Origin of the sequence: Sorangium sp. So ce834 (genome assembly GCF_051521425.1) — a bacterium.
Taxonomy (GTDB): domain Bacteria; phylum Myxococcota_A; class Polyangia; order Polyangiales; family Polyangiaceae; genus Sorangium; species Sorangium cellulosum_D.
The window spans coordinates 10,145,197-10,160,412 of the sequence record NZ_CP150351.1 but is presented as its reverse complement, the minus strand read 5'-3'; the positions used below and the strand labels follow the sequence as shown (position 1 = coordinate 10,160,412).

The window sequence follows — 15,216 nt, the reverse complement described above, 5'->3', positions numbered from 1 at the left end:
GGTACGCCGGCGCGACGAAGCGGGTCGAGCGCCGCCGGGGCGCGCGTCGCCGCGGGAGCGGCCCAGCCCGCGCGGCGGGCGCGCGGGCGTCAATACCCCGGCGGGAGATCGGCCGTCAGGCACGAGACGGTGTTCGGGGCCGCGCGCGACGACCACAGGGCGCCCGCCGGCTGCTCGCCGGAGAAGCGCACGCCCTCGCGCGGATCCCACGACGGCGCCTCGCCCGGGCGCAGGGAGTGCGTCCCGCTCTGATAGAACGCGATGATGTACGTGTGCCCCGCGACCCGGCAGCCGAGCCGGCCCGCGAGCGCCCGCGCGAACGCCTGGCCGGTGTGGCCGAACGCGCTGCAGCAGCGGAGCCACACGAGGGCGTCGGGCCCCGCGAGCTCGGCCCGCAGCGCGTCGAGCGCCGCGTCGAGCGGCGAGCCCGGCCGGAGCGCGGCCTCGTCGAGCCGGGTCGCCCCGAGGCGCATGTACCCCCAGCCGCCGTGGCCCCAGGCCTGCAGCGACGCGATCTTCCGGCCGCGCTCGCGCGCCGTCCGCGCCGCCCACCCGAGCGCCTCGGCCCAGCTCGAGGCGGCGAGCCCCGCGTCGGCCGCGCCCCGCATGCGGTGGAGGAGCGCCCCGGCGCGCCAGATCGGCGAGAGCCCGATCGTCGCGCCCACCGCCTCGCCCAGGACCGTGAGGTCCGCGGGCTCGGCGGCCGCGCCGCGCGCGAGGTCCGCGGCCTCGGCGGCCGCGCCGCGCGCGAGGTCCGCGGCCTCGGCGGCCGCGCCGCGCGCGAGCTCCGCGCCGTCGCGCCGGCGGGGCGCGCCGCTCGCCCGCCGCGCGCGGCCCCACCCGACGTCGGTGTTATCGAAGAGGACGAGCCGCATCGAACCTCCCATTCTACGCGTTCCGAATGTACCGCGGCTCGCAGCCGCGGCCACGCGGTCGATTCCCCACCCGCACCCCGAGCGCCTCCCGACGGCGCACGCACGCCCCGGGCGCGCCCGGCGCGGCGAGCGCGAGGCCCGGCGCGGCGAGCGCGAGGCCGGCGCGGCGAGCGCGAGGCCGGCGCGGCGAGCGCGAGGACGACGGGAGGCGGTCGTCCCGTTCGCGGTGGGCGCAATCGCTAGTGATTTCCTCCCGCGCCCTCGGGTAGCCTGCCCGAACCGATGGGCCTGTCCGAAAACATCAGGTTTTATGCGGCCACCGACGTCGGCCGCATGCGGGACCACAACGAGGACAACTACCTCGTCGACAAGAAGCTCGCGCTCTTTGTGGTTGCCGACGGAATGGGCGGACACGCCGCGGGCGAGGTCGCGAGCGCGCTCGCCGTCCGCATCATCCACGAGGAGCTCAAGAAGGAGCGGGACCTCATCGAGAACCAGGCGCGCAGCAACGTGCGGCGCGCCGCGATGAAGGAGGTCCTCAGCCTGCTCGAGCACGCCGTCCAGCGCGCGTGCGCGCGGATCCACGAGGAGGCGAAGGCCGACGCGACGAAGCGCGGCATGGGCACGACGCTCTCCGCGCTCCTCATCGCCGGCTCGCACGGCTACATCGCCCACGTCGGCGACAGCCGCATCTACCTCCTCCGCGAGGGCCGCATCCAGCAGGTCACCGAGGACCACACCGTCTACAACGAGCTCATCAAGCGCGGGAAGCTCACGCGCGATCAGATCGAGAAGGTCGCGCAGAAGAACGCGATCACCCGCGCCGTCGGCGTGTACGAGCGCGTCGAGGTCGACACGCTCACGATCGAGGTGCTCCCGGGCGATCAGTTCCTCCTCGCGTCCGACGGGCTCCACGGGTACATCGCGCACACCGCCGAGCTCGAGCCGTTCTTCGAGGAGGAGAACGGCGAGGTCGCCGCGAACGGCCTCATCGATCTCGCGAACAGGAAGGGCGGCAAGGACAACATCACCGCCGTCCTCGTGCGGCTCGGCGCGGGCGATCACCGCGACAGCGTCCGCGCGCGGCTGCTCGCGCTGAAGCGCGACGTGCTCGCGAAGATGCCGCTCTTCGCGCGCCTCCACGAGCGCGAGATGCTCCGGGTCATGCAGGTCGCCGAGGTGCTCTCGTTCGAGCCCGGCCAGGTCGTGGTCCGCGAGGGCGATCGCGGCGACGAGCTGTTCATCGTGCTCTCGGGCCTCGTCCGGATCGTCCGCGGCGACGCCGTGCTGAGCGAGGTCGGCCCGGGCGAGCACTTCGGCGAGATGGCGCTCATCCGCAGCATGCCGCGCTCGGCCACCGTCTCGGCCGTCGAGCAGAGCGAGCTCATCGCCGTCCGCCGCGCCGACTTCTTCGAGATCCTCCGCAAGGAGCACGAGCTCGCGGTCAAGCTGCTCTGGCAGTTCCTCGGCGTGCTCGCCGACCGGCTCGACCAGACGTCGCGCGACCTGACCACCGCCCGCGAGGAGCTCGCCGCGGAGGACATCACGAACGAGATCTTCCCCGACAGCGAGGAGGGGAAGAGCCCGTTCTCCGCCGAGGAGCGCTCGTCCGCCCGCTGATCCCCGCCGCCGCGCCCCGGGCGAGCGATTCGCAGATTGACACCCTCCTACCCCGGCCGGTAGCGTCCGTCCGACGGATAACCATGAGCATGCACGGCAGAAGGTACTGCGAAGGCCATCTCGCTCGCGTCGCCATCGGCATGGCTGGGGGCTCGGCGTTCGCGTCGCTCGCCGTCGCTGCGGCGGCGGTCCTCGCGGCGTCCCCCGCGGCCGCGGACGAGCCGCGGAGCGCCACCGAGCCGCGGCTCATGATGGAGACCGGCGAGCTCACGAGCGTCGTCGACGCGTTCGACGAGGGCGACAACTTCGATCTGAACTTCAGCTTCGGCTTCGAGCACGCGTCGAAGACCGCCAAGATCCGCCGCGAGACGAACATCGCCGCGCCGGGCCTGTCGACGGGCGGCTACACGTCGAACATGCTCAACGTCGCGAGCTACAGCGAGGCGACCTCGAAGTTCAACATGCGCCTCGACGTCGGCCTCTACCGCGACCTGGCGCTCTACCTCCGGATGCCGCTCATCCTGAACCACTCGCGCGAGCTCACGGGTCTGGACGGCAGCGAAGGCCACCAGAGCGTCGTGCTCGCGGGCGCTCCCGGGGAGCAGCTGTTCTCGCTGCCCTTCACGTCGCCGAACCGGAGCGGCATCGAGTACCTCGCCGTCGGCCTCGACGTGAACATCATGAACCAGGCGCGCGACCGGACGAAGCCGACCTGGCTGTTCGGCGTCGAGGGGCGCTTCCCGGTGAGCGAGGCGATGCACGCCTGCACCGAGTCGCCGAAGAGCGGCCAGGTGAAGTGCGCCGACCCGACGGACATCAACCGGAACGGCGCGGCTGACGGCGGGCTCGAGGGGGGGCGGATCGCCCAGCGCGAGCCCGGCATCTCGCGCGGCACGATCGGCCTCGAGGTGCACACGTACCTGTCGAAGCGGATCAAGTACATCGAGCCGTACGGCGGGTTCAAGGCGCTGTTCGAGTTCCAGCAGGAGTCGAGCGACTACGGCCTCACCGACCTGAAGACGTCGCTGGTGAACCACCCGCCGCTCGTCGGCAACGTGATGCTCGGCGTGATGATCATCCCCTGGGAGAACCGCGAGAAGTTCACCGGGCTCACGCTCGACCTGCGCTTCACCGGCGAGTACCACTCCGAGGGGCGCGACTACTCGGAGCTGTTCGACGCGCTCGGCTCGAGCGACGCGCCCACGCTGCGGCAGCCGCAGTGGGCGTCGTTCCGCGAGAACGAGGCGTACAGCGTGGCCGCCTGCCGGAGCGGCGACCCGCGCGCGTGCGCGCCGTCGGTCATCGATCAGGGCTCGCAGCGGACGTACTTCACGGGGCTCAGCGACATCCAGCCGTTCGGCTCGTACCGCGCCTCGGCGAGCGTGACGTGGAGGGCGGCCGAGATCGTGAAGTTCCAGCTCGGCGCGGGCTTCCGCCACGATCAGGGGCACGGCATCGGCGGCGACCAGCCGTGCAACTCGCAGTACAAGGACAGCATCGGCGCGGCCGGGCCCTGCCGCCGCCAGAACAACGACGGGACCTTCACCGTCACCGGCAGCCCGAACCCCAACTACCGCCCGACCATCAACGCGGTCGGCCGCCGCTTCTACGTCAACGACAGCAACACGTTCGACATCTTCGCGAGCGGCACGTTCATGTTCTGATCGACGCCCCGAGCGGCGGTGGCACCGCGGCGCGCGCCGCCGGGGCCGAAGCATCGACGCCATGATCGACCCCCGGCACCTCCGCGGCCTGGCGAGCGCCCTGGCGCTCGCCGCGGCGTTCACCGCGGCGCTGCCGGCGTCGGCCGAGCCTGCGCGCGCCGCGCCGCCCGCGCGCGTCGGGCATGCCGCGCAGCGCGCGGGCTCCGGGCAGCCTGCGCGGCCTGCGCGGGCGGCCGTGGTGCTCCCGACGGCGCTCGCGCCCGACGCCGCGGAGCGCGCCGCGCCGCTCGCCAGCGCGCTCGACGGGCTCCTCTCGGACACGGCGCAGGACCTCGGCCTGTCGGTCGATCTCGAAGGCCGCGCCGCCTCGCGATCGCCGGTCGACGAGGCCGAGCTCCTGGAGCGCGCGCGCTCGAGCGACCGGCTCTTCATCGCGCCGAGCCTCGACCTGCGCGGCGACGAGGTGGAGCTCCGGCTGGCGCTCGCGTCCGGCGGCGCGCGATCGCTGCGGGTGCGCGTGGAGCGCGTCGAGCGCGACGACGTCGCGGTGCGCGCCGCGGTGATGCTCCGCGATCTCGTGGCCGAGCTCGACGGCGCCGCCGCGTCGCCCCCGCCGGGAGAGGAGGCGCCGTGCGCCGAGCGGTGCCGCGGGCGCCTCGCCACGCCGGCGCGCAGCCTGGGGAAGGCGACGCTCGCGGCCAACGCGACCCTTTACGGCGGCCTCGTCGGCTTCTCGATCCAGCGATCGAGCGGCTCGGACGATCCGCGCCTGCTCTACCCGCTGCTCGCGGTCGGGGCCGGCATCGGGCTCGGCGGGGCGATCATCATCGCCGAGGAGTGGGACGTCGGCGTGGCCGACGCGTGGTACCTCGGGTCCGGCACCTGGTGGCCGACGATCGCGGGCCACCTCATCTACCAGGGCCGCTTCGCGGAGCACGCCGAGGAGCCGATCGAGGAGCGCTGGGCCGCCGGGCTCATCGGGGGGAGCGCCGGGATCACGCTCGCCGCGATGGGGCTCTCGCTGGGCCGCATGTCCGACGGCGGCGCGCTGCTCGCGCAGTCGGGCGGCGGGCTCGGGCTCATGCTGGGCGGGCTCGTCGAGTGGGCGGCGCGGGGCGACGTGCAGCGCACGCCGATCGCGGGGATGGGCTACGGCGCGGCGCTCGGCTGGCTGGCAGCGGCCGCGGCGGCGACGCAGCTCGACGTCACGGCGTCGGAGGTCCTGACGGTCGACGTGGGCGCGCTGCTCGGCGGCCTCGGCGCCGCCGCGCTCGCCAGCCCGCTCGTCTTCGACGCCCCGACCGAGGCCCAGCAGCGGGCGTGGGTCGGCGCCACGGCCGGCGGGTTCCTGCTGGGGGCGGGCGTCGCGTGGTGCGTGACGCGCCCGGCCGCGGCGGGCGCCCGCAGCGCCGGCCCCTCGTGGAACCGGTTCGGCCTGCCCATGCTGGGAGTGATAGGAGAGAGCGTGGTCGGGAGCCGGCGAGCGCCCGCGCTCGGCCTCGGGTGGCAGGGGGCGATTCCGTAGGAGCTATGAAGATCACGATCACCGAGCTGGATGCAGGGACGCGCCTCGACAAGCTGCTCGTGCAGCTGTTGCCCGGGCTGGGACGGGCGGGCGCGAAGCGGCTGTTCTCCGAGGGGCGCGTGCGCGTGCTCGGCGTGGGGAAGAGCGGCGCCGGCCGGCGCGCGTCGAAGGGCGACGTGGCGGCGGCGGGCGAGGTGCTGGAGGTCGACGTCGAGCCGACGGAGGCCTCCGGGGCGGCGACGCCGGATCCTGGCGCGCCGCTCGACGTGGTGCTCGAGCGCGACGACGTCGTCGTGGTGAACAAGCCCGCCGGGGTGCCGACGGCGCCGCTCGATCCCGGCGAGCGCGGGACGCTCGCGAACGCCCTCGTGGCGCGGTACCCGGAGATGGCGGCGATCGGCTTCTCCCCGCGGGAGCCTGGGCTGTGCCACCGGCTGGACACGGACACGAGCGGCCTCGTGCTCGCGGCGCGCACGCCCGCGGCGTTCGCGGCGCTCGTCGCCGGGCTGAAGGAGGGGCGGCTCGACAAGCGCTACCTGCTGATCTGCCAGATCGGCGATCTGCCGGAGATGGGCTCGATCGAGGTGCCGCTCGCGCCGCACCCGAAGGACAAGAAGCGGGTCTACCCGTGCATCCACCCGCGCGACGTGGCGCGCTACGCGCCGCGGCCGGCGGCGACGATGTACAAGCGCGTGCGGCAGGTGGGGCTCTGGGAGCTCGTCGAGGCGCGCGCCCCGCGGGCGCTGCGGCACCAGATCCGGGCGCACTTCGCGTCGGTGGGGCACCCCCTGGCCGGCGACGCGCTCTACGGCGGGCCCGCCGTGGAGGGGCTGAGCCGCCACGCGCTGCACGCGCACTACATCGGGTGGGGCGGCAGCGACGCGGTGCCCGCGTTCGTGGTGACGTCGCCGCTGCCCGCGGACATGGCGGCGCTGGTCGGCGAGGCCTGAGCCGGTCGCCGCGGCGCGGGCGCGCGCCCTCCTCCACGCGCGCCCGGTCGCCGCGGCGCGCCCGCGCCGCGGCGGCTCAGGGCGCGCTCGCCTCGACGACGTGGCCGTTCACGTCGCGCGCCCGCGCCGTGATCCGGAGATCGTCCGCCGACGCCGTCCCGTCGAGGTTGCTGAAGCGGAACGCGACGACGTACGCCGAGGACTGCGCGTTGAACTTCGCCGGCTCGATCCGGATGCCCCCGAGGCTCTGCTCGTCGATGATCGCGGCGTCTCCCTCCGCGGTGTACTGGCGATTCCACTCGTCGTAGTTGAACACCCGCTCCTCGATGACCTCTCCGGTCGAGCGGCGCTCCGTCGCGGCGGCGACCTCGATGAGGCCTGGCGCGATGCCGGGCAGGGTGACCTCGACCTCGGCCGTGACGCTCGAGGTGGAGTCCTTGTCGGTGCGGCGCACGGCCAGCGCCGGCGGCAGACCGGCCGGCGCCGGGAGGAAGCGGAGCGGGTGCACGCAATTCACCTTTGCGGTCCCTCCGTCGCGGATCTCGAAGTGCAGGTGGGGGAACAGGCTGCTCGCGGCGAGGCCGGTGTAGCCGATGTGCTCTCCGCGCCCGACCCGATCGCCGGCCTCGACGAGCGGCATCGTCAGGTGGATGTAGGTGCTGTAGAAGCACGCGCCCGGCGCGTCGCAGTGCTCGATCTGCACCACGACGTCCTCGAAATCGTTGTAGCGGCCCGCGCGCGTCACCTTTCCGTCGGCGACCGCGTACACCGGGGTGCCCATGGGGGTGGGGATGTCGATGCCTCGATGAAAGTCGTAGACGCCGTCGCGCGACGCCTGGAGGCGGGGCCCGAAGCTCGACGACATCGGCTGGATCTCGTCCGTCCCCCCGATCGGCCACACGAGATCAGGGCCCTCCGGGTCCGAGCCGCAGCCGGCCAGGGCCGCGGCGAGGGCCAGCACAGGAGCGAGACACGACGATTTCCGCGATGGCTTCATGAGGGCGAGTCCGTGGCGCGCGAGCGCAGGGCAGGGGTCGAGCCCACGGCAGAGCGCCGCGCGCTCATGCTATCCAAGCAGAGCACGGAAGTCGAGGCGACCCCCGCGCGCCTGCCCGGGTCGAGCGCGGTCCCGAGCTCCCGCCCCGCGCCGCCGCGCCGCGGCGGCGGCCTCAGGGCGTCGCTGGGGCCAGCGCGTACGACCGGTGCGTCATCGTCACGCCGAGGCTCGTGAGCGCCGGATTCACGGCGGTGCAGCGCGCGAAGCTCCAGTTGTTCGGCGTGGGGAGCGCGAACCCGAGCGACGCGTCGGCGACCGTGCCCTCCCACTCGATGAGCGACACGTCGTCGAGGAACGCGGCGGCCTCGCCGCTCGCCGGCGAGCCCGCCCGGAAATAGACCCGCACGGAGCCGGCGTTCGACGGCGGGGTGAGATCGACCGTGAACCGCTGCCAGTCGTAGGTGCCGGCCGCGCGCGTGAGCACGACGCTGTTCGACACGCTCGCCCCGCCGCTCGTGTACCAGTAGACCTGCACGCGCACCTGCCCGGCGTTGTCGCCTTTCAGGAACCCGGTCAAGGTCAGCTTGCGGCCGGGGTCGAACTTGACGCGGTTGTTCATGTACGTCGAGACCTCCGTGGTGCTGCTCGACTTGCGCAGGAACACCATCGCGCCGGTCCCGCCGTGGACGACGCTGTTCTGGATGTAGCGGAATTCGCTCATCGACCACATCGAGCCTTCGTGGAAGGCGTCGTCGACGTCGCCGTCCTCGAAGTCGCCGTAGAGCATGATCTCCCGGCCGTAATCGCAGCTCGCGGCGGCGCTCGTCCGGAGGGCGGCGAGCGAGTCCGCTTCGTCCGACCGAAGGTGCTCGATGGGCCCCGTGGCGCGGCTCGTGAGCGGCACGATCCGCGTCTCGACGTGCTCGCTCGTCGTGTACTGCGACGGACCGCTCACCGCGGCGGCCCGCGGGCCGCTCGCGAACACGACCGCCCCGGTCAGGCCGTCCGCCGCCTCGCCGGACGACGGCGCCGCCGGCAGCGTCGTGGAGAGGTGGCCGATGTGGCGGATCGCCCGCCCGAGCCACGCGCCGCCCACGAGCTTCGGGACGTAGTCCTCGTTCTGGAACGGGATGAGCTGGACGCGGTGCACCGCGCGGTTGCCGCTCGAGTCCTCGTCGATGTCGATCGCGGCGAGGTACGACTGGTACGTCTCGAAGACGTCCTGATCGAAGACCATGTTGCCGAGCGACATGAAGACGAAGCGGGGCCCGGCGCCGGCGTCGTACAGCCCGACGCCGTGGATCGTGTGCGGGTGGTGCGCCACGACCATGCCGGCGCCCTTCTGGACGAGCTGGACGAAACGCCGCCGCATGCCGGACGACGGATAATCGCTGTACTCGATGCCCCCGTGCACCACCGGGATGCCGAAGCGCCCGACCGCGTCCTCCGCCATGAAGTCGCTGATCTCCGCGAGGCTGAGCTCGAGCGCGCCGGCCTTGGGCGGGGGCCCGTCGGAGGCGGTGAGCGTGTACGCCGCGTCCGTCGACCCGTCGTTGACGAGCTGGTTGAACCCCTGGAAGGCCATGTCGACGCCGCGGATGGTCCGGTAGAGCACGGTGCCCTTCGCCGTCGTCTTGTCCGGTCCGGCGCCGAACCAGTCGAGGCCGGCGTTCGGCACGTGGATGAGCGTGTCGGCGACGCCCCCCTCCATGTAATCGAACATGTGGTTGTTGCCGAGGCTCACGGCGTCCACGCCGGAGAGCGCGAGCGCCCGGGCCGTCTCGGGGTAGGAGAAGAACGTGAACGACTTGTACGGGTGGGGCGTCGCCGGGTTGGCCGTGACGGGGGACTCCAGGTTCACCTGCGTGTAGTCGGCCGACGAGAGGACGTCGCGCAGGAAGGAGAGGACGGCGAGCGCGTCCGCCTCCCGGGTGCCCGGGCGGATCAGGTCGCCGGCCTCCCCCTCGACCCCGTTGGCGTCGCTGTCGACGAAGCGCCGCCCGAACATCGTGTCGCCTCCGACGACGAGCCGCGCGCGGCCCGCGCGCTGCTCGGTCAGCACGACGCGGCCGACCGCGGCGGAGGCCGCGGCGAGCGGCCGGTGCAGGTCGGCGGGGACGATCTCGGTATAGTACCCGTCCACCTCGACGCGCAGCAGCACCGAGCGCCGCGCGAGCGCCGCCAGCGAGAACGCGCCCGCCGCGTCGGTGAACGCGAGCTCGCCGTCGTTGATCGCGCCGCTCCCCCAGCCGATGGCCGTCACCTCCGCCCCCGCGATCGGCGACCCCGCCTCGTCGACGACGACGCCGGTGACGTCGATGGGCGTCGCCGCGTAGGTCGCGTCGAACGCCGCCTCGGTCGCGTCGAAGCGGTAAGCCGCCGCCGCCTCGCCCCCGGGGAGCGACGCGCAGAGCGCGGCGCACGCGGACAGCGAAGAGAGAGTGAATGTGGGGATGACGCGCCTTCTTGCCATGATCGCTCCCGGTCTGCGCGGGTCCTGTCCGAGGACGGCCGACATCAAAAGAGGACGACGACGCCAGAGCAGAGCTCCGCCGGGCCGGTCACCCACGTGCAAAAATGCCGTGCGACCAGAACACCAGCGTTTCTCTCCCGGCCTCAAAGGGTCGCGAGCGTCGACTGGCCGCTCGGCCTTCGCCGCAGAGGCGGCGAGAGCGCCGACCCATGCATGATTCGATCCGTATCAGCGCCGGCGTTGGAGACAAAGACGATTATTGCGAGACTATCATGCTTGGGTCGGCGTTCGCTATGGGATCGAGTGGAGCGGCCTGCGATTTGTTGTCTTGTCGGTCTGGCAAGGTGTTCCTGCGCGTAAGGCGTGCGCATGGAAGGCGCGCTGTGGCGGTGCGCGCATGTGTCGCATAGGGGCGTACCGCCGTGGGCCGGCAGCGCGCGCGTGCAGAGCACGGAGCGGCGCCGTCTTTGGCGGCGCCGTTCATCGCGGCTGGCCATCAGGGCGCTTCCTGCACGCCTCGTTGCACGGGCGCCGTCCTGCTAGGGTGTGCGTCTCTCGCGCTGACGCCCAAACACCGCGTCGGCTGCAGCATCATCCATGCGCTTCAGCTCGCGTTCGATCCGCTCGGCGAGCTCAGCGAACTTCTCGGCTCGCGTCCTCGTACGGCGAGAGCAGACGATCGCGCAGGAGCGCGTGGGTCTCGTCCCTGTCGTCATCGTACTCGGCGTGCACGTGCACCATGAGCGCGCCGTAGGCTTCGTGCCACGCCTCGACCGCCTTGACGGCCGGATCCGCGCCCTTGGCCTCGGTGACGCCGAGCTTCCTGCCATAGAGCTCGGTCCAGCGCCGCAGCCGGCTTACCTCGGCCGAGGGCCCGAGTCGCTCCACCGCGGCGTTCACCTCCTTGCCGTCGAGCGCCTTGATCATCGCGCTCATGCGCACCCATTGCTGGGAGTGGACGAGCCGGAGGAAGTCGGTGCCTGACGACAGCACCTCGGAGCGCACGAGCGCCGCGTCGGCGCGGCGCGCGGCCTCCTCGTCGGAGAGCGGCAGGATGCCTTCGTGATCGAACGCGCGCACGATGCTGTCGAGCACACTGCCGAACGCCCCGATGCACCGATCGGTGCCGCGGTCGATCTCGGTCATCGTGGCGTCGGTGCTCCCGAGCGCCTGGAGGGCCTCGGTGGCTCCGAGGACGGATTGGATCGAGGTGTCGACCTTGGTGGAGAGCTTGATCTTCTTCGATTTCAGCGCCTCCCGGTGGGCGGCGAGCTTGGTCCCTGCGACGATACACCCGCTCGGCGGGAGCCGGCGGGCGAGAAAGGCGCCTTTCCTCATGAGGCCTTGTTATCGCGGTCTCGGAGGCAGGGCCAGGCGAGGGCCGGATTCCGGCGCACACCGGCGGTGGTCCCCCCACCGGGCGGAACGTGTCGGCGAGCGCGCTCGCTGCACCCTGGCGCCGCAGGTCAGAAATCCCGCCAGGAATTCCCGGTCGGAGAGGAGCGATCGCCAGAAAGCACAACGGTTCCGTAGGCTTCCGGCCGTTTCGCCGCCGAGGGTGGCTCCGACGTGGCCCAACGCGGGCCCAGCGGGCCACCCTCCGCCGCCGCGTCGGCCGCTGTCGAGCGGCCCGCGGCATCATCGGTCGGGGTCGGCGCCTGACTCGACGGCGCGGCGCGGAAGGAGCCACCGTCGCTCGCCGCCCCGGCATCCGGTCGCACCAACACGAGAGCTCCTCCGACCGACCCGCTCATACCTCGGAGCTCGGGGATCGCCTCATCCAGTGGGGCGAAGTCGCCCAGGCCGAGCTCAGCGACCTTGCGCGCGGCGCGCTTATAGTGGTGGATCTGACGGCTCGACTTGTGACGACACGATGATCGAGCCCCGTTGCGTCATCTGAAAGGCCCTGCCGTCGGAGGAGGCTCAGGCGATGCGGAGCGCCAGTTCGGCGAAGGCCGCTCGCACAGCCTGGGGATTCTCGATCCAGGGGAAGTGCCCAGCGCCCTCGATGACGCGCTCGATTACGTTGGGCGTCTGGAACCTCGGGTCGCCCCAACCGCCTTGCCAGACGATCCGATCGTCCGAGCCGGCCAATCGAAGGACCGGCATTCGAGTCGGCCACCACGAGGCCCGGTAGACGTGGTCGAAGTTCGCCTCCGACCACGCGACCGCCGCGCTGTTGTAGGGCATCCTCGCGAGGAGCTCGCGTCCCGCCGAAAGCCCGGCCGGGGTGAAGTTCCATTCCGCGGACGCCACCGCAATCGCGGCGATGTTCTCGTCACGCGGATCCGCTTCATAGATCGCAGTCGCCGCCTCGACGTCGGGCAACGGATTCGCCTGGGTCATCTCCACGAAGCGAGGATGCCAGAGGGCGTCCGGCGCGGTGTCCAGAAGCGCCAGGGCCTCGAGGTGCGGCTCCAGGTCGGGCGTCGAAAGCAGATACATGCCGCCGGTCGAATGCCCGGCGAACACGACCTTCGGGAGCGCCCTGGCAGCCTCGGCCACGACTTGGGGCCAGGCATCAAAAGGAATCGCGAGGCTCCCAGGAGGGTCGCGGTTCGAGCCGTCTCCAGGCAGATCGACGAGCCAGGTGGCCCCCGGCACATCCAGGATGTCGGCGAGCCCTTCGAGGCTTTCCGAGCCGATGCCGGGTCCTCCCGGCAGGAACAGCCAGTTGAGGTCGCCGGGGCGGCTCGAGTGACGACGCAGCCGGACGCCCGACGGGGTAAAAAAGAGGTCGGCCATGTCGGCCATGGTTAGCGCAAACGACGCCTCCGGCCAGGCTGCGGAGAGGGTTGGGGAGGGGGAGACCCGGCAGGCGGCGTGGACCGCCATCAGCAGAGCTCGGCCGCGGCGCTTCAGGGAGGGGATTCGGGGCACATCCGGGGCATCACCATTGCGCGAGATGCGGATACCGGGACCCGAGGTCGAGCTCCTCCACCTCGATGTCCAAGCACACGATGGTGAGCACCATTTGGCCTTCGAAATGGATGAACCACGACTCCGGGAGATCTGCCGGGTCGACCTTGTAGCCGTATTGCTTTACCTCCTCATGGGTCAGCTTGCCGCGGCGAACGTCCACGGCAACGATCTCCGAGAGGTCTTCATCTTGGCAATCCGTCCAATCGCGTGAGCAACGCAGGTGGATCAGACCAGATGGCCACAGGCGAACGACCTTTCGCCCCCTGAGAAGGTCGAACCAAAGCCGAAACGTCCGCTCGCTGTTGCCAAGTCCCAGGAGCGAGGACACCCCTCGGAGCATTTTGGCTTCTCTCTCTCGCTCGTTCATGTGTGCGTAGGTAAAAGAAGCCGGAGCGCAGCGCGAAGAAGTGAAGCGCAGCAAACCGAAATGGTGGGATCGCGAGCGTCGTGATGGCTCGGTCCTAGGTCGAAAGAGCGTGCTCCGGGCGGCGCCGAGCGCGCTACGGGGCGCATCGGCGTGCCGTGGGCACACGTGTCCGTCCGGGCGTTGGTCTGGCCCGGGAGGCGCGTCGCGAGACGCTATGCGACGTCACCGAGCGCCTTGCGGCGCACAACGGTGCTTTTCCAGTACGGTGGTTCCCGGTTGGGAGAGCGTGCTGGAACATCGGTCGGCTCGCCGAGCGCGCAGAGGAAGCGGACGATGTTCCGGGGCTCAGTGACCATGGCGACGAGCTTCATCCACCGCTCGCGGAGGAAGACACCGAAGCCGACCAGCCCCGCCACGCCGGTGAGCGTCGTCTCCGTGGCGCGGACGTGCACCGCACGCGGGCGCGTCGCGGCGGGGTCGGTTTGGGCTTGCTTCAGCGGATGCGCCGTCGCACCTTCGAGGCGCTCGGCGTGCGCTTGCGTTGGGTCATAGGAAACGCAACGGTTGCGCACGCCGAGCCTTTCTTCAAGGCGTTCCGTTTTGCGCCGTCAGTTTGCCACCTTTTCTTGAATGGCTCAGGACGCGCGAAATCCAGGTTCAAACCAAGGAGGTTGCCATGACATCCCCAACGCCCGGACTTCGCCACGGCAGCGTCGTCGTCGACGGACACCGTCTGCACCACGTCGAATGCGGCCAGGGCCGGCCGCTGCTGCTCGTGCCGGGCTGGCCGCAGAGCTGGTACGCGTGGCGGCTCGTCATGCCCTTGCTGGCGGCGGCGGGGCGTCGCGTCGTGGCCGTCGACCCGCGCGGCATGGGCGATTCGGCGCATCCGGCCGGGCCGTACGACGTCGGTACCGTCGCCACCGAGCTGCGCGCGTTCGCCGCGGCGCTCGGGCTGGACGCCGACGGCCCGTTCGACATCGCCGGCCACGACGTCGGCGCCTGGATCGCCTATGCCTTCGCGGCCGACCATCCCCCGGTCGTGCGCCGCGTGGCGCTGATGGAGGCACTGCTGCCCGGCCTCGCGCAGCCTGCGGCCGGCATCCCGTCGGAGGCGGCCAACCTGCGCACCTGGCACTTCGCGTTCAACCGCCTGCCCGACCTGCCGGAGCTGCTCGTGCAAGGCCACGAGCGCGCGTACCTGGCGTGGCTGTTCGCGCAGAAGTCCGCCCGCGGCTGGGCCTTCACGCCCGAGGTGCTGGACGAGTACGTGCGCGTCTTCGCCCAGCCCGGCGGCGCGCGCGCCGCTTTCGCGTACTACCGCGACGCCTTCTCCGAGCCCGCCCTGCAGCGCAACCGCGAGCGCGCGGCCACGCCGCTCTCGATGCCGGTGCTGGCGGTGGGCGGCGAGCACGGCGTCGGCGACGCCCTGCACGCGCTGATGAAGCCGCTCGCGCGCGAGCTGCGCGGCGCCTGCCTGGCCGGCGTCGGGCACTACGTGATGGAAGAGGCGCCGGACGAAGTCGCCGCGCTGCTGGTCGGGTTCTTCGACAGCGACTGAATCACGCATGCCGAGGCTACGGTGCGAGTTGAGCCGACCCTGCGCGTAGGCAAATCAAGCCGGATCGCAGCGCGAGGAAGTGTAGCGCGGCAGAGCGAAAGGGTGGGCTCGACGTTCGGCCCAAGCTTGCTCACCCCTCCGGTGCCACCGGCAGCCCGAGCAGCCGACCGTTCGTCTCGTGAACGACCCGGGCCGCCACCTCGTCCCCGAGGGCGACGGCGCGGCTCAGGGTGCTGGCCAGCGAGGCGACCACGGCCGCCCG

At 71.9% G+C, this 15,216-nt stretch carries 13 protein-coding genes; 5 read left to right on the top strand and 8 right to left on the bottom strand.

Going from position 1 to position 15,216, the window contains the following annotated elements; translation table 11 throughout:
- Positions 1-89: 89 nt before the first annotated feature.
- On the bottom strand, positions 90-875 hold the full coding sequence (locus WMF20_RS37415) for a hypothetical protein (RefSeq protein WP_437606569.1): 786 nt from the start codon (positions 873-875) through the stop codon (positions 90-92).
- Between the two features lie 282 nt (positions 876-1,157).
- Here WMF20_RS37415 and WMF20_RS37410 point away from each other — a divergent pair, with 282 nt between their 5' ends.
- The 4 genes from WMF20_RS37410 to WMF20_RS37395 all read left to right on the top strand — a co-directional run bounded on the left by WMF20_RS37410 (position 1,158) and on the right by WMF20_RS37395 (position 6,634).
- Positions 1,158-2,495, top strand: a complete 1,338-nt coding sequence (locus WMF20_RS37410; protein WP_129578767.1) for a Stp1/IreP family PP2C-type Ser/Thr phosphatase — start codon at positions 1,158-1,160, stop codon at positions 2,493-2,495.
- 89 nt (positions 2,496-2,584) lie between these two features.
- Complete coding sequence (locus WMF20_RS37405; RefSeq protein ID WP_437606568.1) at positions 2,585-4,159, top strand: hypothetical protein; 1,575 nt, start codon at positions 2,585-2,587, stop codon at positions 4,157-4,159.
- Between the two features lie 61 nt (positions 4,160-4,220).
- Complete coding sequence (locus tag WMF20_RS37400) at positions 4,221-5,684, top strand: hypothetical protein (protein WP_437606566.1); 1,464 nt, start codon at positions 4,221-4,223, stop codon at positions 5,682-5,684.
- Positions 5,685-5,689: 5 nt separating this feature from the next.
- On the top strand, positions 5,690-6,634 hold the full coding sequence (locus tag WMF20_RS37395) for an RluA family pseudouridine synthase (RefSeq protein ID WP_437606564.1): 945 nt from the start codon (positions 5,690-5,692) through the stop codon (positions 6,632-6,634).
- A 76-nt stretch (positions 6,635-6,710) separates the two neighbouring features.
- Here the strand turns inward: WMF20_RS37395 and WMF20_RS37390 are convergent, their stop codons facing one another.
- The 6 genes from WMF20_RS37390 to WMF20_RS37365 form a co-directional block, all read right to left on the bottom strand.
- Positions 6,711-7,631, bottom strand: a complete 921-nt coding sequence (locus WMF20_RS37390; protein WP_437606563.1) for a M23 family metallopeptidase — start codon at positions 7,629-7,631, stop codon at positions 6,711-6,713.
- A 172-nt stretch (positions 7,632-7,803) separates the two neighbouring features.
- A complete protein-coding gene (locus WMF20_RS37385) occupies positions 7,804-10,104 on the bottom strand; it encodes a CapA family protein (protein WP_437606562.1) in 2,301 nt (766 codons plus the stop codon).
- Between the two features lie 633 nt (positions 10,105-10,737).
- Positions 10,738-11,442: a phosphoenolpyruvate--protein phosphotransferase gene (locus WMF20_RS37380; protein ID WP_437606560.1), complete on the bottom strand. Its 705-nt coding sequence runs from the start codon at positions 11,440-11,442 to the stop codon at positions 10,738-10,740.
- Between the two features lie 585 nt (positions 11,443-12,027).
- Positions 12,028-12,858: an alpha/beta fold hydrolase gene (locus WMF20_RS37375; RefSeq protein ID WP_437606559.1), complete on the bottom strand. Its 831-nt coding sequence runs from the start codon at positions 12,856-12,858 to the stop codon at positions 12,028-12,030.
- A gap of 136 nt (positions 12,859-12,994) precedes the next feature.
- Positions 12,995-13,354, bottom strand: a complete 360-nt coding sequence (locus tag WMF20_RS37370; RefSeq protein ID WP_437606558.1) for a hypothetical protein — start codon at positions 13,352-13,354, stop codon at positions 12,995-12,997.
- A gap of 251 nt (positions 13,355-13,605) precedes the next feature.
- Positions 13,606-13,965 (bottom strand): hypothetical protein, encoded by a 360-nt coding sequence (locus WMF20_RS37365; protein WP_437606557.1) that lies wholly within the window; start codon positions 13,963-13,965, stop codon positions 13,606-13,608.
- 104 nt (positions 13,966-14,069) lie between these two features.
- On the opposite strand from WMF20_RS37365, the gene WMF20_RS37360 reads away from it, so the two are divergent.
- Positions 14,070-14,954: an alpha/beta fold hydrolase gene (locus WMF20_RS37360; RefSeq protein WP_437617203.1), complete on the top strand. Its 885-nt coding sequence runs from the start codon at positions 14,070-14,072 to the stop codon at positions 14,952-14,954.
- A 130-nt stretch (positions 14,955-15,084) separates the two neighbouring features.
- Here the strand turns inward: WMF20_RS37360 and WMF20_RS37355 are convergent, their stop codons facing one another.
- Positions 15,085-15,207 (bottom strand): hypothetical protein, encoded by a 123-nt coding sequence (locus WMF20_RS37355; RefSeq protein ID WP_437606556.1) that lies wholly within the window; start codon positions 15,205-15,207, stop codon positions 15,085-15,087.
- Positions 15,208-15,216 lie beyond the last annotated feature (9 nt).

Excerpts from the sequence above, each read along its gene's own strand:
- WMF20_RS37405 (WP_437606568.1), top strand. The coding sequence starts at position 2,585 with ATGCACGGCAGAAGGTACTGCGAAGGCCATCTCGCTCGCGTCGCCATC.
- WMF20_RS37400 (WP_437606566.1), top strand. The coding sequence starts at position 4,221 with ATGATCGACCCCCGGCACCTCCGCGGCCTGGCGAGCGCCCTGGCGCTC.
- WMF20_RS37415 (WP_437606569.1), bottom strand. The coding sequence starts at position 875 with ATGCGGCTCGTCCTCTTCGATAACACCGACGTCGGGTGGGGCCGCGCG.
- WMF20_RS37390 (WP_437606563.1), bottom strand. The coding sequence starts at position 7,631 with ATGAAGCCATCGCGGAAATCGTCGTGTCTCGCTCCTGTGCTGGCCCTC.
- WMF20_RS37375 (WP_437606559.1), bottom strand. The coding sequence starts at position 12,858 with ATGGCCGACATGGCCGACCTCTTTTTTACCCCGTCGGGCGTCCGGCTG.
- WMF20_RS37385 (WP_437606562.1), bottom strand. The coding sequence starts at position 10,104 with ATGGCAAGAAGGCGCGTCATCCCCACATTCACTCTCTCTTCGCTGTCC.
- WMF20_RS37410 (WP_129578767.1), top strand. The coding sequence starts at position 1,158 with ATGGGCCTGTCCGAAAACATCAGGTTTTATGCGGCCACCGACGTCGGC.
- WMF20_RS37380 (WP_437606560.1), bottom strand. The coding sequence starts at position 11,442 with ATGAGGAAAGGCGCCTTTCTCGCCCGCCGGCTCCCGCCGAGCGGGTGT.
- WMF20_RS37395 (WP_437606564.1), top strand. The coding sequence starts at position 5,690 with ATGAAGATCACGATCACCGAGCTGGATGCAGGGACGCGCCTCGACAAG.
- WMF20_RS37360 (WP_437617203.1), top strand. The coding sequence starts at position 14,070 with ATGACATCCCCAACGCCCGGACTTCGCCACGGCAGCGTCGTCGTCGAC.